The 21,558-nt window shown below is 66.0% G+C and carries 27 protein-coding genes and 1 pseudogene; 21 read left to right on the top strand and 7 right to left on the bottom strand.

Annotated elements, in window-relative coordinates:
* Positions 1–350: 350 nt before the first annotated feature.
* Positions 351–1,499, top strand: coding sequence for a hypothetical protein (locus ACFPCV_RS37850; RefSeq protein WP_378062264.1), 1,149 nt, complete (start codon positions 351–353; stop codon positions 1,497–1,499).
* Positions 1,500–1,766: 267 nt separating this feature from the next.
* Here ACFPCV_RS37850 and ACFPCV_RS37845 read toward each other — a convergent pair whose 3' ends face one another.
* Positions 1,767–2,723, bottom strand: a complete 957-nt coding sequence (locus ACFPCV_RS37845; RefSeq protein WP_378062263.1) for an alpha/beta hydrolase — start codon at positions 2,721–2,723, stop codon at positions 1,767–1,769.
* Between the two features lie 365 nt (positions 2,724–3,088).
* Here ACFPCV_RS37845 and ACFPCV_RS37840 point away from each other — a divergent pair, with 365 nt between their 5' ends.
* Positions 3,089–3,409 carry a hypothetical protein gene (locus tag ACFPCV_RS37840; protein WP_378062262.1) on the top strand — a complete coding sequence of 107 codons (321 nt, stop codon included), beginning with the start codon at positions 3,089–3,091 and terminating at the stop codon, positions 3,407–3,409.
* A 444-nt stretch (positions 3,410–3,853) separates the two neighbouring features.
* Here the strand turns inward: ACFPCV_RS37840 and ACFPCV_RS37835 are convergent, their stop codons facing one another.
* Positions 3,854–4,417: a zeta toxin family protein gene (locus ACFPCV_RS37835; RefSeq protein ID WP_378062260.1), complete on the bottom strand. Its 564-nt coding sequence runs from the start codon at positions 4,415–4,417 to the stop codon at positions 3,854–3,856.
* 60 nt (positions 4,418–4,477) lie between these two features.
* On the opposite strand from ACFPCV_RS37835, the pseudogene ACFPCV_RS37830 reads away from it, so the two are divergent.
* The 4 genes and pseudogenes from ACFPCV_RS37830 to ACFPCV_RS37815 all read left to right on the top strand — a co-directional run.
* Positions 4,478–5,200 (top strand): annotated as a pseudogene (locus tag ACFPCV_RS37830) (bifunctional DNA primase/polymerase); the annotation flags it as partial.
* 129 nt (positions 5,201–5,329) lie between these two features.
* Positions 5,330–5,608 (top strand): hypothetical protein, encoded by a 279-nt coding sequence (locus ACFPCV_RS37825; RefSeq protein WP_378062297.1) that lies wholly within the window; start codon positions 5,330–5,332, stop codon positions 5,606–5,608.
* A 103-nt stretch (positions 5,609–5,711) separates the two neighbouring features.
* Entirely contained in the window at positions 5,712–6,545 is an 834-nt protein-coding gene (locus ACFPCV_RS37820; protein WP_378062258.1) for a hypothetical protein, read from the top strand.
* 134 nt (positions 6,546–6,679) lie between these two features.
* On the top strand, positions 6,680–6,835 hold the full coding sequence (locus tag ACFPCV_RS37815) for a hypothetical protein (protein ID WP_378062256.1): 156 nt from the start codon (positions 6,680–6,682) through the stop codon (positions 6,833–6,835).
* On the opposite strand, the gene ACFPCV_RS37810 is transcribed toward ACFPCV_RS37815, so the two are convergent.
* Positions 6,820–7,263, bottom strand: a complete 444-nt coding sequence (locus ACFPCV_RS37810) for a hypothetical protein (protein WP_378062255.1) — start codon at positions 7,261–7,263, stop codon at positions 6,820–6,822. The two genes, ACFPCV_RS37815 and ACFPCV_RS37810, sit on opposite strands and share 16 nt — an antisense overlap.
* A gap of 449 nt (positions 7,264–7,712) precedes the next feature.
* On the opposite strand from ACFPCV_RS37810, the gene ACFPCV_RS37805 reads away from it, so the two are divergent.
* Positions 7,713–8,132, top strand: a complete 420-nt coding sequence (locus tag ACFPCV_RS37805) for a histone-like nucleoid-structuring protein Lsr2 (RefSeq protein ID WP_378062253.1) — start codon at positions 7,713–7,715, stop codon at positions 8,130–8,132.
* Positions 8,133–8,257: 125 nt separating this feature from the next.
* On the opposite strand, the gene ACFPCV_RS37800 is transcribed toward ACFPCV_RS37805, so the two are convergent.
* On the bottom strand, positions 8,258–8,785 hold the full coding sequence (locus ACFPCV_RS37800; RefSeq protein ID WP_378062252.1) for a hypothetical protein: 528 nt from the start codon (positions 8,783–8,785) through the stop codon (positions 8,258–8,260).
* Between the two features lie 340 nt (positions 8,786–9,125).
* Here ACFPCV_RS37800 and ACFPCV_RS37795 point away from each other — a divergent pair, with 340 nt between their 5' ends.
* The 4 genes from ACFPCV_RS37795 (at position 9,126) to ACFPCV_RS37780 (ending at position 11,078) form a co-directional block, all read left to right on the top strand.
* Positions 9,126–9,359: a hypothetical protein gene (locus ACFPCV_RS37795; RefSeq protein WP_378062251.1), complete on the top strand. Its 234-nt coding sequence runs from the start codon at positions 9,126–9,128 to the stop codon at positions 9,357–9,359.
* Entirely contained in the window at positions 9,338–10,000 is a 663-nt protein-coding gene (locus tag ACFPCV_RS37790) for a hypothetical protein (RefSeq protein WP_378062250.1), read from the top strand. Before ACFPCV_RS37795 ends, ACFPCV_RS37790 begins: the two co-directional genes overlap by 22 nt.
* Positions 9,990–10,472, top strand: coding sequence for a hypothetical protein (locus ACFPCV_RS37785; protein ID WP_378062249.1), 483 nt, complete (start codon positions 9,990–9,992; stop codon positions 10,470–10,472). Before ACFPCV_RS37790 ends, ACFPCV_RS37785 begins: the two co-directional genes overlap by 11 nt.
* A 123-nt stretch (positions 10,473–10,595) precedes the next feature.
* On the top strand, positions 10,596–11,078 hold the full coding sequence (locus ACFPCV_RS37780; RefSeq protein WP_378062248.1) for a hypothetical protein: 483 nt from the start codon (positions 10,596–10,598) through the stop codon (positions 11,076–11,078).
* 99 nt (positions 11,079–11,177) lie between these two features.
* On the opposite strand, the gene ACFPCV_RS37775 is transcribed toward ACFPCV_RS37780, so the two are convergent.
* Complete coding sequence (locus ACFPCV_RS37775) at positions 11,178–11,450, bottom strand: hypothetical protein (RefSeq protein WP_378062246.1); 273 nt, start codon at positions 11,448–11,450, stop codon at positions 11,178–11,180.
* A gap of 70 nt (positions 11,451–11,520) precedes the next feature.
* Between ACFPCV_RS37775 and ACFPCV_RS37770 the strand changes: the two genes are divergently transcribed.
* The 10 genes from ACFPCV_RS37770 to ACFPCV_RS37725 all read left to right on the top strand — a co-directional run bounded on the left by ACFPCV_RS37770 (position 11,521) and on the right by ACFPCV_RS37725 (position 19,611).
* On the top strand, positions 11,521–13,128 hold the full coding sequence (locus ACFPCV_RS37770; protein WP_378062244.1) for a hypothetical protein: 1,608 nt from the start codon (positions 11,521–11,523) through the stop codon (positions 13,126–13,128).
* A 113-nt stretch (positions 13,129–13,241) separates the two neighbouring features.
* Entirely contained in the window at positions 13,242–13,541 is a 300-nt protein-coding gene (locus tag ACFPCV_RS37765; protein WP_378062242.1) for a hypothetical protein, read from the top strand.
* A 69-nt stretch (positions 13,542–13,610) separates the two neighbouring features.
* Entirely contained in the window at positions 13,611–13,811 is a 201-nt protein-coding gene (locus tag ACFPCV_RS37760; protein WP_378062240.1) for a hypothetical protein, read from the top strand.
* Positions 13,812–14,069: 258 nt separating this feature from the next.
* Complete coding sequence (locus ACFPCV_RS37755) at positions 14,070–14,468, top strand: hypothetical protein (RefSeq protein ID WP_378062239.1); 399 nt, start codon at positions 14,070–14,072, stop codon at positions 14,466–14,468.
* A 21-nt stretch (positions 14,469–14,489) separates the two neighbouring features.
* The gene (locus ACFPCV_RS37750) at positions 14,490–14,915 is read left to right on the top strand and encodes a hypothetical protein (protein ID WP_378062238.1); all 426 of its coding nucleotides are present in this window, start codon (positions 14,490–14,492) and stop codon (positions 14,913–14,915) included.
* A gap of 195 nt (positions 14,916–15,110) precedes the next feature.
* On the top strand, positions 15,111–16,076 hold the full coding sequence (locus ACFPCV_RS37745; RefSeq protein WP_378062236.1) for a DNA-processing protein DprA: 966 nt from the start codon (positions 15,111–15,113) through the stop codon (positions 16,074–16,076).
* 200 nt (positions 16,077–16,276) lie between these two features.
* Positions 16,277–16,471, top strand: coding sequence for a hypothetical protein (locus ACFPCV_RS37740; RefSeq protein ID WP_378062234.1), 195 nt, complete (start codon positions 16,277–16,279; stop codon positions 16,469–16,471).
* Positions 16,472–16,590: 119 nt separating this feature from the next.
* The gene (locus ACFPCV_RS37735) at positions 16,591–17,220 is read left to right on the top strand and encodes a hypothetical protein (protein WP_378062232.1); all 630 of its coding nucleotides are present in this window, start codon (positions 16,591–16,593) and stop codon (positions 17,218–17,220) included.
* Between the two features lie 109 nt (positions 17,221–17,329).
* On the top strand, positions 17,330–18,442 hold the full coding sequence (locus ACFPCV_RS37730; RefSeq protein ID WP_378062230.1) for a hypothetical protein: 1,113 nt from the start codon (positions 17,330–17,332) through the stop codon (positions 18,440–18,442).
* A 236-nt stretch (positions 18,443–18,678) separates the two neighbouring features.
* Positions 18,679–19,611 (top strand): DUF5677 domain-containing protein, encoded by a 933-nt coding sequence (locus tag ACFPCV_RS37725; RefSeq protein ID WP_378062228.1) that lies wholly within the window; start codon positions 18,679–18,681, stop codon positions 19,609–19,611.
* A 294-nt stretch (positions 19,612–19,905) separates the two neighbouring features.
* Here ACFPCV_RS37725 and ACFPCV_RS37720 read toward each other — a convergent pair whose 3' ends face one another.
* A complete protein-coding gene (locus ACFPCV_RS37720; RefSeq protein ID WP_378062226.1) occupies positions 19,906–21,012 on the bottom strand; it encodes a hypothetical protein in 1,107 nt (368 codons plus the stop codon).
* Between the two features lie 114 nt (positions 21,013–21,126).
* Complete coding sequence (locus ACFPCV_RS37715) at positions 21,127–21,393, bottom strand: hypothetical protein (protein ID WP_378062224.1); 267 nt, start codon at positions 21,391–21,393, stop codon at positions 21,127–21,129.
* Positions 21,394–21,558: the final 165 nt, after the last annotated feature.

The following is a 21,558-nucleotide window of genomic DNA, read 5'->3' as shown; positions in this document are numbered from 1 at the left end:
ATCGGTCGACTCCCGGCTGACACCGAGCGTCTCGGCCCGGCCACCGTCTGCATGGGCCCCTGGCTGCAATCCGTCGCGACCGTGGCGCGGCGTGGTGTAGGCATCGCAGCCTGCACGCCTCCGGCCTCGACGACATCGATTCTCTCGGGCCTCGTGGACATGCAGAGAGCTCTCGGATACGATCGGTTTGGGCAGTCTGGACTGCCTATCTCCGAGTCTGAGTTCCCACGCGACGAAGACCCTGAGGACAACGGCGGCCGATCCAGAGCAGCAGTTCCTGTTGGTTGAGGTCTCTCTCATGTCACAGGGCTGGCAGGCGTGGGTTGCATGGCCCGGGAACAGAGATTGAGATGGCCGCCAACAATCACACACACAATCGTGAGATCCAGCAGGATGCGCGGGCGTGGTCTGAATTCACTGGCACGAATTACACTGCCGCGCTACGGCAGATGAGGTCCTCTCTGGCTCAGGGACTTCTCGGTGAACGTGTCAGCGCACGGCAGTTGATCGCTGTGCTCGACGATCACGAGTTGATCGGCGCACACGGCGGCGATCCCGTCCTCGACGATTACGGCTTCTTCTCGGACGCGCCATGGAGTTTCGACGGAGAAACCGATTTCATCAAGTTGGCCCTCATCACCGACATGCTCCGAATGTTTACGCCCACCGCAGAAACAGGGACCCCAGAGGTAGGCAGCTACTCGCTGAAGCACACCGCTGAACGTTTCCTCAGGCCGCATTGCTCGCACGTATCCAACGGCCGGCTGATCTGGGCAGCAGCAGCGCTAGGGCTCCAGATCGTCGCCCCGGATGGCGCCGGACCGAACCTCCTGATTGGGGTGTCCGAGCGTGAGCACGACTACGTCAGCCGCATGGTCAACCCGGGAAGCCGCCAACCGCGCGCGGACCACTATCGTCCTCTCGGATACACGCCCCTGCAGACCATGCTTGAGCAGTACGCATCAGGTGGGCCTATCACGGGCGGCTGGCACCGACCAACCCCCGTGGACGACGCATCTCCGTTCCACGACTGGCTGATCCTGCACGCTGGCCGCAACGATGCGATAGGCGACTTCGCGAGCGACTACGTTGCGGGCGTACGAGACAGCGAACACCGCGTCGCACACACTCCCGGCCAACTGCTGACGATCCTTCACGAAGTCCCACACTCGCCCGAAGCCTACGAAGCGGCAGTGACCGCGATCGCGGAGTGGACGAAGACGGTTCCATCGTCGACCCCTGTTCGTACTGAGCAGATCAGCGGAGGTGAAAGCCACCACCAGGGATGGGGCGCTGGCGCCGGGACTGTGGAGCGCTATGAGTACCGCTGTCCCTGCGGCGATGGAACGATCATCGAAGAGCACGACAACGTGCCAGGCTTCCGTGAGCACGATGTATGGATCGCGTGTGACAAGTGCAGCGCGGAGTGGCGCTTCGTAGACGGCCAGTCTGTACGGCAGTGGGGCTTGGAACCCGTGACCGCGAACGCGACGATCTGACAAGCCAGCTGGCGTAGACGGTCTCATACACCGCACCGGGCCCGAGATAATCGGCCCGGTGCGGTCCGACCATCTCCAAGCTCTCGGCACCGCACGCAGGTCAAGAGGACTCCAGATGTCAGTGCCCGCGCCTCGACAGACGGGGGCGTATCTCACCGATGATGCGGATTGGTGACACACGCGGTTCATCTCGAACCGAGATTTGGGATCTACTGCCTCTGCACCGTCGCATCACGCGCCAGATTCAGTGCGGATCGCGCATCGTCATCAACCGAAACCGTCGTTGCTCGCTTGGTGAGCACCTCGGCGTAGTGCGGCCATGTTGCTGGCAAAGATACGAGCAGAACTCGCGGCGTCAGGCACGAGCGGACTCGCGTGGAAGGTGCCGCTGTAGAGGGCAAGTTCGGTAGGGACTTCAGCGTGCGCAAGCCGCTGGGCATAGTTAATGCCTTCGTCTCGGAGCGGGTCAACCTGATAAACGTACACGTACGCCGGGGGCAGCCCGCTGAGGTCTTTCGCACGGGCGGGTGCCGCGTACGGCGAGACATCAGGCGTCCCGGGCTTGCTCGGCCCGAGGTAGCAGTCCCAGCTGTAGACGGCGGCGGAGCGGTACCAGATGGGTGTGTCGTCGTAGGTCTGCATCGATGGGGTGCTGAGGGTGTCGTCGACGGGTGGGGCGCCGAGGTATTGGAAGCACAGGGGCGGGCCGCCGCGGTCCCGGGCCAGGAGTGCGAGCCCGGCGGCGAGGCCGCCGCCGGCGCTGTCGCCGCCGACGGCGAGCCGGGATCGGTCGATGCCGTGTTCGTCAGCGGTTTCGTGTGCCCAGAGCAAGGCTCGGTAGCCGTCCTCGAGACCGGCGGGGAATGGGTGCTCCGGGGCCAGTCGGTAGCTGACGGCGATCATGATGAGGTTGCCCTCGGCGGCCATGCGCCGGGTGACGTGGTCGAACATGTCGACGCTGCCCATGATGAACCCGCCGCCGTGGAAGTAGACCATGGCCGGGAGCGGTCCGTGGCGGAGCTTGGGCGCGTAGATGCGCACTGGCACGCCAGGCTCTCCGGGCACGACGGCGTCATGGACGGATAGCGGTACTGGCGCTTCGTATGGTGGCATGTGATCGTTGAGTCGATCTTGTTCGGCGCGCAGTGCCGTGAGGTCTGAGAAGTCGTACGGTGGGAAGACCTCTACCCAGGGCGCGAGCTGCGGATCGTAAGCGCGGGTCAAAACCCCTCCTCGTCACACTGCGTACTGCTCTCAACAAGGTAGGTTCAAACAGGGCAAATTTCCCACCACTCTTGCCGGTGACCACCCCTGTGGGTGACCTGCCGAGCATGGTTGCCCCTTGGTTCGGCGTCAGCTCCAGACTGAGCGGAGATCAGGTGGCAATCTGTCACACCGACCATGGACACGGTCTCTCGCAGCATGGACATGTCACGGTCTGCAACCGTCCTGAGCGTTCGTGTGCGCTCAGCAGGTAGCTGGCCGTGAGCGGTGTGTGCTTGGCGGCCGTCCGCCTACAGCTCTGGTGTGTCGAGTACGTCTCGTTGCCTGGCTGTCCATGTCCGATGCACCTACCGTCCCCCACGGAGGTGGTCGAGATGGCGACATCGTTCGAGCAGGACCTGCGGTATCGGCAGCCGGGGACGGCGATGCTCGGCGTCCGCCAACCGGATGGCGCACGCGTTGTCCTGCTGGCCGACGACATCGTGGCCGTTGACATCGCCGCCACGAATCTCCTGCTCGCCGCGGAAGCCGAACGGCTCCGCGGCAAAGGCCTCATCACCGGCGGGCCCGAGCCGATCCATGAGACAACTGACGGTCTCCTCGCGCTCGATGACCAGCACATCTACCAGCTCGTCCACCGCGACAAGCAACGTCCCGAAGTCGCGATCTACGAGCGCACCGGCTGACCGGAACCAGGGGCGACCCCCTGCCGAGCCCGGACAACGGTCACCTAATCTGGTGACTTCGGGAACACACGTACCGGCGATCGTCGTCCGATGCGTCGTGATGGACGATGAGACGTTCGTACAGCACCTGGCTCGGGTTGTTCCCGATCTGTCGGCACAGCAGGTCGAACACCTACGTCAGACGCTCGGGCTGGATCCGCCGTCAGCCGAATCCCGTGCCGCACTGCTCGGATTCCTGCGTGATGTCGCACCACGCACCGGCTGTACGCAAGATGGCGTTCTCCTTTGGAAGACACATCCTGTCGACCGCCCGCACAGGTAGCGAGTACCGCGCCCCACGCCGCGTGGCGTGCTTGTGGGCGCTGCACGTCGACAACGCTGAGATGGGTCCTGCCACGTCGGGCAAGGCGTGCACGTCGTAGCCCTCACGCGCATCGCGTTCGGTCACGTGCTGTCCACGGCGGATCGATGGGCTGGCGTCGGCAAGTTCCGATCGAACGCCTCGTCGAGTATCCGCGCCGTCGTCTGCTCCAGCGTCGAACTCTGCGGCACGACTCGTTCCCCCAGCACGTCGAGTACGTCTCGGTGTCGGTACCACGCGGCCATGTGCTCGGCGCCGAACTCGGCTGCCTGCGGTCGAGTGGCGTGCCGGCGCAGGGACTCTGGGTAGGTGACATCCAGGTAGTAGAACGTGGTTGTCCCGCGGTGATCGTGAGCGAGTTCTGTCAGCATCTGCGCGTAGTGTTCGGCGCGCAAGATGCCTTCGATGAGAACGTGGTAACCCTGGTCCAGGACGTAGCGGGCCACGAGCGACATCAGGCCGATGTTGGCGCCGTCAGACACGTCACGTTCCTTGAGGATCGTGCGGCGTATGACGTCCTGCTGGACCAGTGCGCATGTCCGTCCCAGCTGGGAGCGCACGGCGAGCGCGACTGACGTCTTTCCCGCGCCGGCGTTCCCTCGCACGATCACGAGCCGGGTGTGTTCTGTCCCCGTCGCTGCTGCCACCGCACGGACGTTACCCCCGACTGGCATGTACGAGACAGTCACGGTTCCTGCCTCTTCCGAATGCCCAGGCGCCAGAAGTCGGCGCTGATGGTCCTGCACCGACAACGCCCACCAAGCAACCACCGTCAGGTGACCACTCGCCCTCTTTTGAGCCCTCATTTCGGCCTGCCAGCAGGTGCGAGCGATTTCACGTGCTCGTTGTACAGAAAGGTAGGGGCATTGTCTATTCACCTTGAGTCCTCGTCACTTCTCGATGCTGCCCTGACTGCGGCGTCGCGTGGGTGGCCGGTGTTTCCGTTGTCGCCGCGCAGCAAAGTCCCTGCAGTCAAGCAGTGGGAGACAGTCGCGACCACCGACCCGGTCCGGCTCCGGGACTGGTGGTCCTTCGATGTGCGTCGCAATGTCGGTGTCGCGTGTGGACCAGCCGGGCTGGTGGTGATCGATCTTGATGAGACACGCGGTCGGCTCTCCGGCACGTGGGGACCGTTGGGTGTGCGTCATGGCCGGGAGGTACTGGCGTTGCTCGCACGATGGGCTGGTGAGCCCGACCCGGTAAATACCTACACCGTTCTCACTCCGTCGGGAGAGCATCGCTACTTCCTCGCACCCACCGATCGGCGGCTCCGCAACACGGTCGGTGCCAGTGGCCGCCGGGGTCTGGGACCGGCCGTGGATGTCCGCGCGTGGGGTGGGGCGGTAGCGGCGGCCGGTTCGGTCCGGCTGGTCGACCGGCAACCGAGGATCTACCGGACGGATCCGCGACGCCCTGCGGACCCGATTCCGTTGCCGCGGTGGCTGGTCACGAGACTCACACCTCTCCCTCTCGCGCCGATCACGCCGATTCGGCTCCGCCATGGTGACAACCGCCTGGACGCCTACGTTGCCGCCGCGGTCCGAGGGGAGGCCGCGAATGTGGCCAACGCCCTGCCGGGGACCCGAGCGATCGAGGTGTTCAAGGCCGCGTTCAAGTTGGGTGGTCTGGTCGGAGCAGACGTGCTCAACGAGCGCGACGCCGAGGACGCGTTGCGCGATGCCGCACTGGTGCACGACGGCATCGATCGGTGGACACCCGCCGAGGCTTGTCGGCACATCCACAACGGCATCGCCCGCGGCCGCCAACACCCCCGCGTCATCGACCTGCGGACACCGACCGAAGCGCACACGCAGGAGCTGGACGACTTCGCGGCATAACTGCTGCCGGAGCGCCACCCGCTGGCTCATGCCCCTATCTCATGCCGGCCCGGTCAGCGAGCGGCCAGTGGCCCCTCAGCCCGCATCGCAGAGGAGGTACTTCATGACTACGACATCCCTGGCCCCGTTCGAAACGAACGGGCGCCGCCTACCCGACTCCATGGTCCAGGATGGGGTTCGCAAGGCGTTCCTCAACGCAGACCACAAGAACCAGAGGCGGCCCGGTCGGCCCGCTCTCGTCGAGCTGACCGGCGGCACCGAGCACCAGGTTCGCCGGGCGATGCGTATCGCCGAGTCCGAGATTCCCAAGCCCGAGAGCGACGTGCCCCGGAACTCTCCAGAGGATCACCAGAACGGGACATCGCTGGATACAGAGATCCTCCCCCCGCCCGAAGGAACTCCCCCACAACCCGACGAGCCACTACCGGCGCGCGAGGCAGACGCACCTCCCTCAGTACCGGATGTCAGCAATCCACGGGGTTCCGATCCGCCCCGCGCATGGCCGTTGGGGCTCATCGGCCTGGCCGCGGCGGTCGCGGTCTGGGGCGGCTGGGTGGATCTGGGCCAGTTCACCGGCTTCGGCATGGTGCAGCCGCTCCCCGGTCTGGTAGACGGACTCTGGATCAACACCGCCATCGTCCTGCCCGTCGGCATCGAGGCCTACGGCGGATACGCGTTGCGCACCTGGTTGTCCTCCGCAGCACTGTCCAAGCGCACGCGCACCTACGCTGGCTGGTCAGCGCTGGCGAGCCTCGTGGTCGGCGGCGGCGCCCAGGTCGCCAGTCACCTGCTGAAGGCGAACGGCGTCGCCGTCGCCCCGTGGTGGGTGACCGTCGTGGTGTCGTGTGTTCCGGTCGCCGTGCTCGGGTTGGCGACTGGCCTGGCAACCCTGGTTCGTCAAGACACCACCGCTACCAGCGGAACATCGAGCGACTGATCAGCCGCTCCTCACGCCCACATCAATGACCGGCGGGCGAGAGCGACCACGTCTCCGCGTCCGACGACGGGCGACGCCTGAGGCTAGCCGCCTATCTCCGGCTCGCGGACCTCCCGATCACAAGGAGCACTGTCATGCTCGGCGTACTTCTCGCGGCTGCGATCGTGGCCGCGGCGATCAAGGTCACCTTCGCCGCCTGCGGTCACCGCGTCACCTGGCGGCTGGCGTTCGTGCTGGCATTCCTGGCCCTGTTGCTCACCATGTGTGCCAGTGTTTACGCAGCACGCTGAGCGTGGCGGGCCAGCTCATCATCCAGATGGCGCATCCGTTCGCGGCGGCCTCGTCGCGTCAGTGCGTACCTGCGTGCGTTGACGATGCGTTCCAGGTCCGGCAGGAGCTGGTTGTCTTCGCCGAGGATCGGGTTGGATCGGAACTCCCATGCGACGACGCTGACGAATCTGCTGGGGTTGATGGCGGCATGCGGGACTCCACGAGGAATCCACAGCGCCTGATGCGGCTGCTGCCAGATCTCCTGGTCCAGTCCGTCGCCGTACAGGGTGAGCGCACCAGCCTTTCCAGCCTTCCACAGCAACACGATCACGTCCGTTTCGTCGTGCCGATGAGCACGTGCCGTGTGTCGTCCCTTCATGCGGACCAAACCGGCGCTCAGCCGTGTCGTGCCCATGCCGTTGATGTCGGCGCTCACCAATGGCGCCATCGGCTGTCCTTGTCGCGTCATCGCGACCTCGGCGCTGCCTATCGATACTAGTCGTGGAACTGCGTTCACTGTTCTCCCCCCATGTACCAACTCGACAGACCCGGCACAGCACGCGCGCAATCTCGTTCTTGGATGCGTGCACGATTCCGCCGGACCCGGGCCCTGTAACCCATGCTCTCGGCCTCCTGGACCGCGCTGGCGGAAACCTTTCCCTCGTCCGTCAGCCATCTCCAACGTACCCATGCGCGGGTCTACATTGGAGTGCTCAGCCTGCGTTCCGCGTGGCCGGATTGTGGCGCGACCGCAGCACCACCGACGACGCCAGGTTTCAACCAAACCTCACGTACCGTGGACATACCGCGTGCTACTACACAATTTTGTTGGTGCGATACACTTTCAGCAACACATCGACGCATAACAGTATGTGCAGCAAGAAAAGGATCCAGTGAATGGCTCAGAAGGTTCTGGTACAGCTCGTCGATGACATCGACGGCCGCTCCGGCGATGACGTGTCCACCATTCAGTTCGGACTGGATGGTGTCACCTACGAGATCGACCTCAACGAATCCAACGCCGAGCGCCTGCGCGGCAGCCTGGCCAACTACCTGGCCGCGGCACGCCGTGTGGGCGGCCGGATCAAGCGGGGCACGAAACCGCAGCCTGGCGGCAGCAACACGCCTGGCGAGGCCGGCCTGATCCGGGAATGGGCCAAAGCCAACGGGTTCGCGCTGTCCGATCGCGGCCGGATCCCCGACAACGTGATCGACGCCTACCGTGAAGCGCAGGCCGCCGACAAAACGCCCGCCAAGGGCAAGGCACGGAAGCCGTCGTCAACCGGCCGAGGCCGCACCGGCGCAAAAACTCGTTGACCAAGAAAGGTGGCAGCCTGGGTACCCCGACCCCTTTTGAAAACTCCGGAGGTTGGAAGACACAGGCTGCCATCTGACAGTCAACTCTCACAAAGAGAACCCTGTCACACCAAGATCTTATTCATTCAGCGTTCCGTCCACATGCGAGACGCTGCCATCGCGGTCCCTGCCATGGGCGCCGCCGAATCCGATCCCACCACTGTCGCGGCTGTCTGGTCGTCTGCGGTGGTCGTTACAGAAGTCGCGTGCTGCGAACGTGCGTGTCCATGCGACGCCGCCCGAGCCTTCCTTGTCTTCTTCCTGTCGCCGCCGTCCGTTCCGGTGACCGTGGCGGTCGACGTCGGGTCAGTTGCCAGCTGCCGTAGCCGTCTGAGCTCGTCCTCGGGCATCTCGAGCAACTGCGCGGCTCGCGGATAACGGATCCGCAGTTCTCCGATCATCCGGTCGACAACACGTCCCATCGCCAGCTCCGCAGCATGCATCGCATCGCGTGCGACGACACACTCCTCCTGCCGCACAGCGAAGTCTGCTGCGAGGTCCACTTCGGCCTCGTCGAGCCGTCGGCGCTCCTCGTTCAGTTTCCGCTGGCGCTCCAACGCCTGCCGGCGCATCGCCTGTCGACGCCGGACCTGAACGGATGTCGCCGGACTCATCGCCCCATCAGGCACGCTCTACGGCACACGCCACTCCCCCAAACCGTTGCACACTCCTGCCGCCGGGGGATGCGACACCATCACAAACCACGGTACACGACGCCGCGAACACCGCGCGCCTGTCAGACAGCGCTCACCGGGCACTTCCGAACAACCAGTGCCGTGTCGCCAACATCGCAGGTGTGCCGGCTCTCTCTCCTGACACACCACCTCTCGACGATCCTGCCCGCAGTGTCCTCATAGGCCACGTCGCACTCAGGACCACCCGACGTTGTCCCCGACGTCCTGGCCAGTGGGGACGCGACAAGCAGACGCGGGTGCATTCCGAAAGGACCGCCGTATGACAGATCAGCATGTCCCTCGCACAGCCTTGGCGACCGCGCTCAACAGCGGCGCCGACATGCTGGAGCGCGAACTGGAACTCGGCGACCGTGATCAGGACCTGATCAATCTCATGGTCAACGCCACGCTGGCGCGCCTGGATGACCCCACGGTCTCGTTCGATGACATGATCGGTGACAACTTCGACACCCTGCCGCACGAGGTTCGTGGGTGGTGGTCATCGTGGACGTGACTCCCGAGTCGGCACGCACGCTGGCGGAGCATGCGGTCGCCACGGCCGCGACCTTGTCCGCCGCGATGACCACTGCCGTGCGGAACAGCGTCAAGATCCAGGACAGTGCTCATCTCCCGCCCGGCACGCGTTCCGCGACGATCACAGCGCTGGTCGAACGTGGTGTTGCCGGGCTCGGGACGCGGGTGGGCGGCAGGTATGTCCACTTTCTGACCGATCACGGCAACCTTGTGCGTGAGGTCCTGATCAAAGGCGCGGACGCGGTGCTGTTCGAGGCCACCAACCCCATGCCCGCGGCCCCGGTCATGCTCTTCCTCGCCCCCGGCCAGGAGGAGCCCCATGACGATGTCACCTTCACGGCCGAGACCAGGGCCTGCGCCGGGGCGCTGACCGACAGCCAGGCGCAGGCGTTGCTGGAGTGCTCGATCGGCGATGACGGCGCATACCACTACCTCACGACCACCGATGAAAGCGTCGCCGCCGAACTGGTCGCCCTCAGGCTCGCCGCACCCAAGCATCACGCAGGCCTCTACGCCGGTGTCCACCCGCTCACCGCGAAGGGATCGAAGGTGCACGACTACCTCGCCATCGCACCCCTGCTGCCCTCGATACTCCCTGGCGGTGCCCACCATGGCGGCTGATGACGTCACCGCATTCGAGCACGCCGAGGCGACAGCGTCCGAGTCTCCAGTTCAGGAAGCACGGCGTGCGATCGCCACCGCCAGTGCCCTGCCGGTGCCGCTGCGCGAGGAGATGGTGGCCGCGAACAACGACCCCGACGGCAACGTGCACGTCGTCTACATCGACGCCATGTTCAGTGACCCGGCGACCGACGCCGAACTGATCAGCCGTGGCCTGGTCAGCGTGCACGAAACGATCGCGCCTTGGCTCCCGCTGCCGCTGCACAGGCTGACCCCTTTCGGGCTGCTCGTCCGGACCGTTCTGACGACCAGCGCGGAGCATGTTCTCGCGCTGGCCAGCGACGAGGTGGAGCGCCACCGGGCACTCGAGGCCCACCGCGCAGCGCCTGACCACCATCCCACCACCTGCGGCTGGCCAGTATGCACCACCCCGTCGTGCGACTGGCCGATGTGCGCCATGGCCGCACCCTGACCGCGACCACGTAGCCACCCCGGACATACCCGGCAGTGAGCGCGCAAGTCCCCGTACACCACAGAACCGTCACGGAACCACCGCAGATCCGCACGCCCGTGATCGTCCACACAGGAGGATGCCGTGAACGCCCTTCCCGCCGAGATCGTCGAATTCGTCCGCCTCAGCCAACGCGTCTCCACGAACTTCACCGTCACGCTGCCCAGCCGGGAGGTGTTCGACGCGGTCATGACCGCGATGGAGCGTGCGAACTCCTTCGACCCGCGCGAGGTGGCCCAGACCATCGGTTCACTGTTCGACAACGCCATGCGGGTCACGTTCGGCGCCGAGGGATCTCCAGTGCTCTACATCGAGGTCCCGTTCTTCACCCACCAGCGAATCACCGCCCCCCACTGGCTTCGGCGATCGGTACACCGACGACCAGCGTCGCGACTTCGCACGCCAGGTCATCTCCTGGGCTCGCGCGATGCGGGCCGACGAGATCTTCGTCGAGCAGTACCCGGAAACCAATGGCTGCGTCGTCGAGGGCGAGCCCGGCGAACACCCTCACCGGATCCGGATCTGGTGGGACTGAACCCACCACCACGCCACGCCAGGCCGTCCTGACCATCAGGCGCCTGCTGTAGGCCCCCGGCCGCATCGTCACCGGCGGCTCCGCGACGCCAGTTCGCACCTCACACACCCCTCTCCAACCTTCACCTGGGCTCAACACCACTTCGAGATTCCCTTTTGCAAAGGAGCTGTCATGGCGGTAGCCACTGAAACGATCACCGAAGCCCCAAACCCGACCGAGGACACCACCGACGAGGTCACCGAGGAAATCACCGAGGAGAGCGCTGAGGAGATCACCGGGGACACCGACGGGAACGTCGAAGGAGATCCGACCAACGACAGCGGCGGGGAGGTGGTCGACGACGCGGTTCCTGGCGAGGAGGAGTGGTACACGGTGGTGTGGGTGCCGCCGGGGTCGTTGATCATCGGACCGAACGTGCGGCAGGAGAACGCCGTCCCGGGCAAGGACGGGGTGCGTGACGTCAAGAAGCGCGGTGTGCGCGCGCCGATCCTGGCGTATCGGGACGAGTCCGGGGACCTGGTGGTACTCGAGGGGCAGATGCGGACTCTGCAGGCGGTGGAAGCCGGCCGCGCAGAGGTGCCGGTGTGGGTGCAGCCCCCGCCCGCCGCCGACGAGAAGACCGCGACGATCGACCGGATCATCAACCAGCTCGGCGAGAACGACCACCGCACACCGATGACCCGCGGCGACGTGTATCAGGCATACCAGCAGCTGCGGTTGCTTGGTTTGTCCGCGACTGCGATCGCGCGGCGTCGTAGCCGACCCAAGCGGGTGGTCGAGGACTCGCTGCGGGTCGGGGACAGTGAGCTGGCGGCGAAGGCGGCCGACAAGTACGACCTCACGTTGGAACAGGCGGCGGTGATCGCCGAGTTCGAGGACCTCGGTGATCTGGAGACCGCCAAGGAGCTGATTCTCACCGCGGTCGAGAAGCCCGCCAACTTCGCGGTCCTGGCGCAGCGCAAGCGTGATGACCGGGTCGAAGCGGAGCGGTTCCAGCAGGCCGAGGCCGCGCTGGTGGAGCAGCTCACCGCGGCCGGGGTGACGATCTTCGACGACTCGATTCCGGAGTGGACCGGCCAGGCCCGCGTGCTGAACCGGCTGCGCCCCACTCCGGAGGACGAGCCCGGCACCGAACTCACCGCGGAGGCCCACGCCGATTGCCCCGGCGATGGTGCGTGGATCTTCGAGGGCTACGACGACAACGACCAGCGGATCCCGGTCGCCCGTTATGGCTGCGCGGATTTCCGTGCGCACGGCCACGCGCTGTCTCACGCGCCAGCCGGTCAGGTCGAGTACGGCTCAGGCACCGCAACCACGCTGGCCACAACCGGAGCATCCGACAACGTCACCACCGACGGCACCACCGACGACGGGTTGTCTGAGCTGGCTCGGGCGGAACTGGAGCGGGAGAAGGCCCGGATCGAGCGGCGGTGGGTGATCCAGAACAACAAGGACATGGACGCCGCGACCAAGGTGCGCCACGAATGGCTGGCCAACTTCGCCCGCCGCAGCAGCGCCCCCAAGTTCGCGCGCAAGTGGCTCGCGCAGCAGAAGCTGAACGGCTCCTATGACCTGCGCCGGGCGATGGAACGCGGCCACCGGCTCGCGCACAAGCTGCTCAAGCTGCCCGAGCCCGGCTACGGGCAGGTCAGCGGCCTGATCGAGAAGATCGAGAACGCATCCGAGCCGAAAGCGACGGTGTGGGACATGTACCTCACGCTCGCCGCGCAGGAAGAAGGATTCCAGCGCAACGCATGGCGCTCACCATCCACCGCTGAGAAGGAGCACATGTCGATGATGATCCTTCTGGGCCACCAAGCGCATGACGTGGAGCGCAAAGTGGTCACCGCCGAACGCATCGAGGACGTGATCGCCGCGAACCTGCCCCCTCACCTGGCCCCGCCCGTCCCCGTCGACCTCGACGATCTCGACGATCTCGACGAGGCAGCTGTCACCGACGACACGCTCCACGACACACAGGACAACGTCACCGAGGACCACGACATGCAGGACAACGGCGATGACCAGCCGCGCGACGTCCCCGATCGTGACGATGTCGAGGATCTCGGTATCGCCGCCTGAGGGCGGTTCTCTCCTGTCGGGGCACGAGGTCTCGTGCCCCGACAGGAAACCCCTCCATCACCCACGAACTCCGAACAACCAGTTCGGGTGACCTTGCGATTCAGGGAGATGCTGTGCCGAGAACGTCCCATGCCACGGAGAGCGTCGATCCGGACTATGTCTTGCTGATGGTCCGGTTCCACATTGCCGTGTTCGACCACAACCCTGACGAGTGCGACGTCGACGCCTGCGACTACTGCTCATGGGACTACCACGACACCTACAACCTGCTGGTGCACTTCGTGAAGTCGCTCGACGACTGGATGATCACCAACGGCCGCGCACCGCAGGTGTGGCGACACCCCATCCGGCGGCGAGTAGCCGGCATCCGCCGCGCCACGGACGGTGTACTTCGCGCACTCGCAAGAAAGTAGTCGCCACGACACCGACTCGACATCGACTCGACGACGCGCACATACGACCGACATGTTCCGGGAAAGCCCATGGTTGACGATCTCCGACGACTGACCTTGTCCGAATTCGAGATCACCGCTGCTCTCGTCCCGGACGACGGCACCGCGCACCTCGAACACCTACCGTGTGGCCGCATCATCTCCGATGTCGACCCCTACCACCCGCTCAGCTCACTGGTATCCGACGCAGTCGCCCACCGTTGCATCCACCCCGACCAGCCCTCGATGTGAGCGGCGACCACGGATGAACCACACGCCGGGATAAAGGCCCTCGACCAGAAGGGTGCCAGCCCGAATGGGCGGGTCGTGACAGAGCCCGTGTGGTGACCGTCCTCCGTGGACCAGATCGTCCTAACCGGCCTGCTGCACACCGCCCCGTCGCATCTCAACGGGGAACGACTCCAGGCCGCCAACCGGGCTGGTCTGTCGCCGGTGCCTTCGACCGCCAGCCGTAAGCACCCAATCCTCGACCCCGGGAGGGCCACCGTGATGCGCAACTACACCGAAGCCACCCCGCTCGGCCCCAGCCCCAGCGGCGACGTCGCGGGTGCAGCGCAGCTGTCCACAGCGTGGGGCCGGCGGTTCACCGCCGACCTAGGCGACGGGCGATGGGACGTCTGCGACGTCGACGTATTCGTCGTCAACGCCGACCACCACGCCGACCACAACGAGGCCAGCAAGCCGCCGCGGCCGGTGATCAAGCTACGCGTGGCGCACACGCTGTGCACCGACCCGACCGACCCGACCGGCACCGAGCTGGACACCGCGCCAGTGGACAGCCGTGTGCTTCCCGGAGACGACGCGACCGACGATCTCGCGCACGCGTGGTGCGCCGCGTTCGACTCCGCGACGGTCGACGTGCCCAGCTGGCACCGCAACCTGCCCTGACCGACAGGAGGACAGATCATCATGCTCACATTCGGCTACACGCGCGGCGTGCCCCCACACGTCGGCACCGCGTGGGGCTGCCGTGCAATCGTCGAGCAGAGCGGCATGCTCGACGTGTTGTGGGACCGCGTCGCCCTGGCTGGTCCTGACCAGGTCCAGCTCGCCGAGCATCTCAACCAACACCTCGACACTGCCTGCACCCGGGCCAGCGAGTTGCTCCGCACCCAGGTCATGCGTATCGACCGCGATCAGGAGTTCGTGCTCTACGAGGACCCCAGCGTTGTGGTCAAGGGCAACACCCAGCGCAGTCACGGCTACCTGTACCTCTGCGCCTACCTCCGCCCGCGGTGCGACGCGCCCGCCCGTCAGGGCACCGACGTCGGCTCGTGCGACCGGCTGCTCGACGAGTACGGCGGCTGCCCCCGCGCCGGCGACCACATCGAGTGACTGCCCGACGCGACAACTCCTCACGATCGCAACGAGCGCCGCAGCCCGCGCACTCACACCCCCGAGGGCCTGCCGAGCACGGGCCTGGGATGCCATCACCCGCGCCGCGGCTCGCCGACACAACCCGATCACCATTTCGCGCGGCGGCCTCGTATCTGCTCGCGCACCGTCACTTGGTTGGGAGCTGAATTCGTCATGCCTACCATCGCCCCGCCCGCCGCCTCATCAGCCGATGCGCACGACGCGCTCCGGCGGGCTCGGGTGTACCTCGCGCGGGTGGCCGAGCCGCCCGCTACCAGCCTCGCCGCGTTCGTCGAGGTCCACGGACCCATCGAGGCCGCCGCACGGGTCCGCGCCGGTGACGTGCCCGACGCAGTCCGGGAGGAGACCGGCGCGCGGCGCGAGCAGGACCTCGTGGACGAGGACCTCGCGGCCGCCGCCCAGGCCGGTGCGCGGCTGATACTGCCCGAAGACCAGGAGTGGCCAGGGTGGCGGATGCTGTGCCTGTCCGCCGCGGCAACGCACGGGATCACCTGGGCAGCGCCACCGATGGCCTTGTGGGCCCGGGGCCCGGCTCACCTGGCCGGCATCCTGGACACCGCCGTCACGATCGCCGGATCACAGACGGCCACCAGCTACGGCGAACACGTCGCCGCCGAGTTCGGCTCCGGGCTCGCCGCCGCCGGGACGACCGTCGTCGCGGGAACCTCGTACGGCATCGACGGAGCAGCCCATCGAGGCGCGCTGGCCGCGGACGGCACCACCCTGGCCATCCTGGCGTGCGGCATCGACTTCACCTATCCAGCAGGCCACCGCACGCTGATCGACCGCATCGCCGCACAGGGACTCGTGATCAGCGAGTACCCGCCCGGCACCCCACCCGCTCGGCACCGGTTCATCGCGAGGAGGCGTCTTCTCGCTGGACTGTCCGACGGGACGGTCCTCGTTGAAGGCACAGCACAGGGACAGTCACGGTTCACCGGCTTGTGCGCGGCCGCGCTCGGCCGCTCGTCGATGGCTGTTCCGGGCCCGATCACCTCGCGCCAGTCCGGCGGCTGCCACGACCTGATGCGCACCGGGACCGCGATCCCGGTGACTTCAGTGGACGACATCCACGAAACGATCTCATCAGGCCACGCTGGTGTCCGCCAGCGGGCGTGACCACAAACGATCCCATGCGTGCCCGGCTCACGGGGGCCGCGCCAACGGGCAGCGGTGTTTTACCACCCGTCGACGACGTGGCAAAGCCACGCGCTGTCGGGGCCAGCGGGCGGCGTGATCCGCTCAACGCGCTGCGCCCCTGCACGCTCCTGGTCAACTCAAGCAATCCCCCTAGTTCCCAACGATCGGAGGTGACACAGATGCCCCATCACCTGCGTTTCGATCCCCGCACACGCGAAGGGCGCGCCATCCACAAGCTGTTCGCCGCGGTCAAGAACGACGTCGAGGAACCCAACGGCAGATGGAACGGCGCTGCCGTCGTCGAACTGCTCGATCAGTGGTTCACCGACCTCGGCTATGACGTCGCCACACCCGCATCCACCGTGGACATCTGATCCCAGAAACCGCCCCATCCACAGCCGTCGTGCTCGTTCGCTGGCAGGGAGGCATCCCAGCGGCCTTCCACGCATCAGCAGTGACATGAACCATTCCCAGACTTGGAGGTACTTCCGCGATGACCACTAGCAACCTGTCCCCGCGCCCACGCCCGCGTCCGAACACCGCCTCCAACTCTCCCTCGGCCGGGACTGGCGACCTCGCCTCCATCGTGGACAGCGTCCTCGGTGGCAGCCTGGCAGGCATCTTCGAACGCATGGACTGGGCCGAGGACGAGATCAAGAAGGCCCGCGCCCGGCACCCGAAGCACTCCGACCGGCTCTACCACAGCTTCCTGTTGCTCACCCCGACCCATGAGCGCATGGCGACCGAGTTCGTGTACCGCGCGCACTGCCGCGAACTGCTCGACCGAGTCGCGGCCGGCGCCGACACCCGGCCCGGCACCGCGGCCGAGGTCTGCTGCGCGATGCTCGAAGTCACCCTGCGGACGCCGATCAGGTCCGCGGCCTTCGGCCTGTACCTGCGGATGTGGCGCGCCGCTGGCTTCCCCGAGTACCCCGAATTCGCTGAGTGGAGCGTCCATCACGAGGCCCTGGACCACACCACCATCGACGACCACGAGCAGTTCGCCCGCCGCAAACTGGCCGTCGCCGATCGCCGCCTTGGCGTCATCGACTGCTCAGGGCAGCACCACGGCGATGACGTCAGCTGCGTCTACGCAGCCAGCCAGCACAAGCTCGCGAGCTGACCTCCTCGCTCGCCACCAAGCACGGCCCCGGGCCTACCGGCCTCCCGGAACGCCACGGCGAGGCAACAACGATGCCATCCGGGATACCCAGACGAGCAGGAACAGGTTCATGCCCATCACTGAGTTGCTGGGAACCATCACTCAGCACGGCCAGGTGCACCTGGCCCACGACACCCCCGGCGACCGCGGCACCGTGTGCACGGACAACAGCCACACCCCGAAAGTGATCACAACAGTGCTCGGCGTGGTCGATGACGACGGCCACGAGCCTCTCCTGGCCATCCTCCACGCACTGGACCTGCATCCGGACCGGCTGTGCCGCCGCTGCTTCGGCCCGTGGGTACGTGCCCCCTACGCCTGGCAGTGGGCTGCACGGACGAACTCCTCCCACGCCGATCTCGACGCCGGCCTGGACGCGCTCGTGGTCGACACCAGCGTCTCGGCGTACGTCCTCGACGTCACCCAGGCTGGTCGATCCAGCGCCGACGGGTTCACGGTGCTGGTCGGTGGTTGCACACCGCACCGGTTCGGCGAGGTGGCCAACGCCGCTGCGCGCGCCACGGCGCGCCGCCGGGAGCGGAGCGGCGCGCGGCTGAGCGCGGTGGCCATCCGCGACGACGAAGCACTCGCCTCCTTCGTCTACCGCCCGCACGACACCATGGTCGAGCTGTACCGGACCGACCGGCCGCCCAGCCCGTTCGCCACCACCATCAACGGCCACCGCGCACACCGGCTGGGCTGGGAAACCGACGTGTCCGGCGGGCAGCGCGGAGTCCTTCCCACCAGCGCCGAAGGCACGATGACGATCACGCTGGACGGCGCCGCCCTGATCGGGATCGACCTGACCGCAGGGAAGGTCCTGACCTGGCCGGACGGCGAGCACGCCGAGATCGTCGCCGAGTTCCCTGCCGACCCGCCATCGTCGTTCTCGGCACCGTTCACGTGGACCACACCCAGCGGTGAGTATCAGGGCATCTCGTTCTCCGAGAGCGGCGGCGAGCACATCGTGGTGTGGCGCCGCGACGACACACGTACCTGGCGATGGTTCGCGCGCCTTGACCGGCCACCTGCCACCGCCAACTGGATGATCGCGTTCGACGAGTGGCGGATGCGCGTCACCGGCTACGTCATGACACATCCCTACCCGGCCTGGACGGCCGCGCACGGCACGACCCGCGATGTCACAGACCTCACACCGGTGCAACCGGACACGCACTGCTGACCACGTTCGGTCAACAGGACGCGCCGACCGACACGCCGTCGCCGAGGCAGGGGTGTCGCCAGGTGCGGCATGTCGCCGCCGTGTCACAGGCATGAATCCGATCACGCGCCCGTGCCGGTTCTTGGAGCGTTCTTCGTGTAGGGGCTCAGGGATCTTGGTCCTCTCTCAACGATCTTGGCCCATTGTTGGCCCATGGGCCATTACGTGAGACCAGCAGTGCGGTGCATGATGCCTCTGTGGCTGTGAATGAGAACCCTGACGTCGAAGCGCGGTTGGCGGCGGTCGAGGCGTGGATCGCCGCACAGAAGCAGACCTTCGTTATTGGGGACCTGAGCTGGGACACCGCCTGGTCCGACCTTCGCCGGATCGCGGTCAACTGCATTCTTCGACGTCAGTTCGAAGCGCTCGACGCCACCGTGGTGCTGGCCAAGGCTGGGCTCGGACATTTGGCGGTCGGGTTCGTTCGGCCGGCGCTTGACGAGTTGCTGTGGATGCTCTGGGTGAAAGACCTGCCGCAGCAGGATGCGCAGGACCTCCTCAGCGCTATGGGGCGCTCTGACGGCATCCGCTCTCTACTGGCCCAGCGAGCATTCGTCGGTGACGACGTCATGCAAGAGCTCTGGTATCCGGTGGTGTTCCTAGATGCCCAGGAGCAGCAGCAAACTTCCGTGAAGGACGAGCTGAAGAGGATCCGTCAGCAGTTCAACTGGTCCGGGAACCAGCTGCCCAGCGCCAGCTGGCTTGCGGAGCAGACCGGCCACAAGGACCTGTACGACTACCTCCACTCCGCCGCGAGCCGTGCCCTGCACTTCTCCATGGGCGAAGTGATGCGCAACGCATGGGGCGAACCTGGTGGACGATTGGTCACCTTGCAACCGGAGTTCCGTGCCTACCGGACCGACTTCGCGCTTGACCACCTGCCCGCGCTCTTCCTGCAAACCGCAATTGCCTGCGAAGACTTTCTCGAGGATGCGGGGATCACCGGGCCAGACGATGAGGAAGCCCTGGAGAAGCAGGTTCTCGCCGCCGCCAAAGGCCTCGGCAACTTCGGTCGGGTGCCACTCGTCCATGCCCACGAATGGAATCTGACGCCGACCGGACCACTCTCACTCCGGCGATCCCCTGAGCACCCGGAGCACGATCGACTCCAAGATCAACCGACCGATTGACGATCCCCCAGACCACGCCGGCCAAGGTGCGTCTCACCGGTCCCGGCGTGCCGATTGTCCCTGCGCACGCCGGAGGTTCCGCCGCGCCCGTCAGCGTCGGTGTCCAGCTCGACCCGCGGTTCCGACCACCCTGTGTGGGACATCTTTGTACAGAGAGCCGTGAAAGCCAGGTGCTCGGCGTTGGCGTGGACGCTCAGATTCCGCTGTCCGCCCGCCAACTCTCGCCATCGGTGAGTCGACGCAGGGTCTCGGCTCTGGAGATCTCTGATCGTTTCGGTGCTCCAACGATCGCTGTCAGGCTACCCAAGAAGCCAGCAGATCTGTGAAGAAGGTCCGCAACATGGTTGGGGCGCTGGGCTGGCTCAACTCGAAGCCACCGAATCGGTAGACCTCGTACCCGCGTAGCCGAAGTCGCCGGTCCTCAGCGACCATCTGCGAGTACAGCCGTGGAGAAGCGGCGTCACCTTCGGCGTAGTGCTGTTTGCCGTCGACCTCGATCACGACCCGGCCTCCGCCTGGGACCAGCAGCAGGAAGTCCATCCGTTCCCGAGCAAGCGCACCTGGACGTCCACCGCGCTGTTTCCACGTCGACGGGTCGTAGTGCAGGTAGACCTGCGGCAGAAGAGCGGGCAGGGACGACCCTTGATCGGACCCGTAGAGCTCACAGTAGCTTCGGAACAGCCTCTGTTCGACAGGGTTGTCACGTACGGACGCGGCGAGCCGGCGGTACAGGTCCAGCGCAACGTCCCGTTCTGATGAACCGTCGAGGTTGCTCCTCGCACGCCACCAGTTACACAGTTGGCCCCAGGTCAATCCGGACGTGTCCAGTGGGCGGTCGTAGAACAGGCAGTATTCGGCGTTGCTGGTGACTTCGACGACGTTGTCGATCGCGTCCCGCAACACGATGTCCGGCTTCGGACCAGTAGAAGCGAAGATCAGGTTGCGAGGTCGACCGTCCACACCGCGCAGGCCTGAGCGGGTGCCCCGCTCGTCATCGAGGTCGTCCAACCGCGCGAGCACCGGGTTGAACACGTCGCTCAGGTAACCGCGTCGAGCGGCCCAACTCCCACTCATCCCCTGGGAACTCCAGAATCCATGGAATCCCGTAAAGTCTCTGAACGGCAGATCGAGCGGCACCTCAAGACGCTTGAGGACCGCCCGCAATGTCCGCAGAACCGCCGCGATCTCATCGTCGTCGAGCGTCTGCTCACCATTGGTGCCGAACAACTCGAGTTCGCTATGCGCGAGGCGCCCCAAGTCGCCGGCTGCATCGATGTCGTTCGGCTCTGACTGCGAACCGCGTCGGACAAGATCCAGTCGGCCGAGATCGAGAGCGTCCCTGAAACGCGAACTGGCCCACGGCTCCCCGTTCATGTCCCAGGCCGGATCCTCCTCCGACACAACGAACCAACTCGACCTCACATACGCCAAGCTAGCCGGTTCCCTGATGGCGAACATCCGGACATGCCGCAACAATGTGACGATTTGCCCGCTCAGGAGCCGGTAGCCGGCGAGTCACAGGCAGAGGCGACAGGGTGAGGCGGTGCCGCCGGCATGAGCCTGGGCGAACTTCTCCAGTTCGGCTCGCTGCCCGCAGAACTTGATGTACTCGCCGGTCCACCGAGTGCCGCGCGCCGGAGTACTCGCGATGGTGTGGCAGATGGCCCGGTGAAGCACCAGGTAGTTCGGGGCGGGGCTGCGGGCGGTGTTGAGCACGAACAGGTCCGAGTGATCAGCCAACCACCGCTCGTAGCCAGCCTCATCGTCCTGGAAGCGCCCCACCGATACATCATCCACCACAAACCCACCAACCGACACACGCTCAGTAGCCGAATGGTGGGCCAACGCATGACTGGTTCGGAGCGGTACGCATGGCACGCCGCACGCAAAATGCCAGGAGATACGTCAGCCAGGAGACCTACTATCAGGGTCCATGGTCGTCTACCC

Origin of the sequence: Actinophytocola glycyrrhizae, from assembly GCF_042653545.1 — a bacterium.
GTDB lineage: Bacteria > Actinomycetota > Actinomycetes > Mycobacteriales > Pseudonocardiaceae > Actinophytocola > Actinophytocola glycyrrhizae.
This window is presented reverse-complemented; position numbering and strand designations above follow the sequence as displayed.

Coding starts and splice junctions, on each gene's coding strand:
- ACFPCV_RS37750 (WP_378062238.1), top strand. CDS start 14,490: ATGCTCACATTCGGCTACACGCGCGGCGTGCCCCCACACGTCGGCACC.
- ACFPCV_RS37850 (WP_378062264.1), top strand. CDS start 351: ATGGCCGCCAACAATCACACACACAATCGTGAGATCCAGCAGGATGCG.
- ACFPCV_RS37740 (WP_378062234.1), top strand. CDS start 16,277: ATGCCCCATCACCTGCGTTTCGATCCCCGCACACGCGAAGGGCGCGCC.
- ACFPCV_RS37805 (WP_378062253.1), top strand. CDS start 7,713: ATGGCTCAGAAGGTTCTGGTACAGCTCGTCGATGACATCGACGGCCGC.
- ACFPCV_RS37800 (WP_378062252.1), bottom strand. CDS start 8,785: ATGAGTCCGGCGACATCCGTTCAGGTCCGGCGTCGACAGGCGATGCGC.
- ACFPCV_RS37760 (WP_378062240.1), top strand. CDS start 13,611: ATGGTTGACGATCTCCGACGACTGACCTTGTCCGAATTCGAGATCACC.
- ACFPCV_RS37745 (WP_378062236.1), top strand. CDS start 15,111: ATGCCTACCATCGCCCCGCCCGCCGCCTCATCAGCCGATGCGCACGAC.
- ACFPCV_RS37735 (WP_378062232.1), top strand. CDS start 16,591: ATGACCACTAGCAACCTGTCCCCGCGCCCACGCCCGCGTCCGAACACC.
- ACFPCV_RS37755 (WP_378062239.1), top strand. CDS start 14,070: ATGCGCAACTACACCGAAGCCACCCCGCTCGGCCCCAGCCCCAGCGGC.
- ACFPCV_RS37785 (WP_378062249.1), top strand. CDS start 9,990: ATGGCGGCTGATGACGTCACCGCATTCGAGCACGCCGAGGCGACAGCG.
- ACFPCV_RS37730 (WP_378062230.1), top strand. CDS start 17,330: ATGCCCATCACTGAGTTGCTGGGAACCATCACTCAGCACGGCCAGGTG.
- ACFPCV_RS37775 (WP_378062246.1), bottom strand. CDS start 11,450: ATGATCAACGACCCCGGCGGCACCCACACCACCGTGTACCACTCCTCC.
- ACFPCV_RS37795 (WP_378062251.1), top strand. CDS start 9,126: ATGACAGATCAGCATGTCCCTCGCACAGCCTTGGCGACCGCGCTCAAC.
- ACFPCV_RS37810 (WP_378062255.1), bottom strand. CDS start 7,263: ATGGCGCCATTGGTGAGCGCCGACATCAACGGCATGGGCACGACACGG.
- ACFPCV_RS37820 (WP_378062258.1), top strand. CDS start 5,712: ATGACTACGACATCCCTGGCCCCGTTCGAAACGAACGGGCGCCGCCTA.
- ACFPCV_RS37815 (WP_378062256.1), top strand. CDS start 6,680: ATGCTCGGCGTACTTCTCGCGGCTGCGATCGTGGCCGCGGCGATCAAG.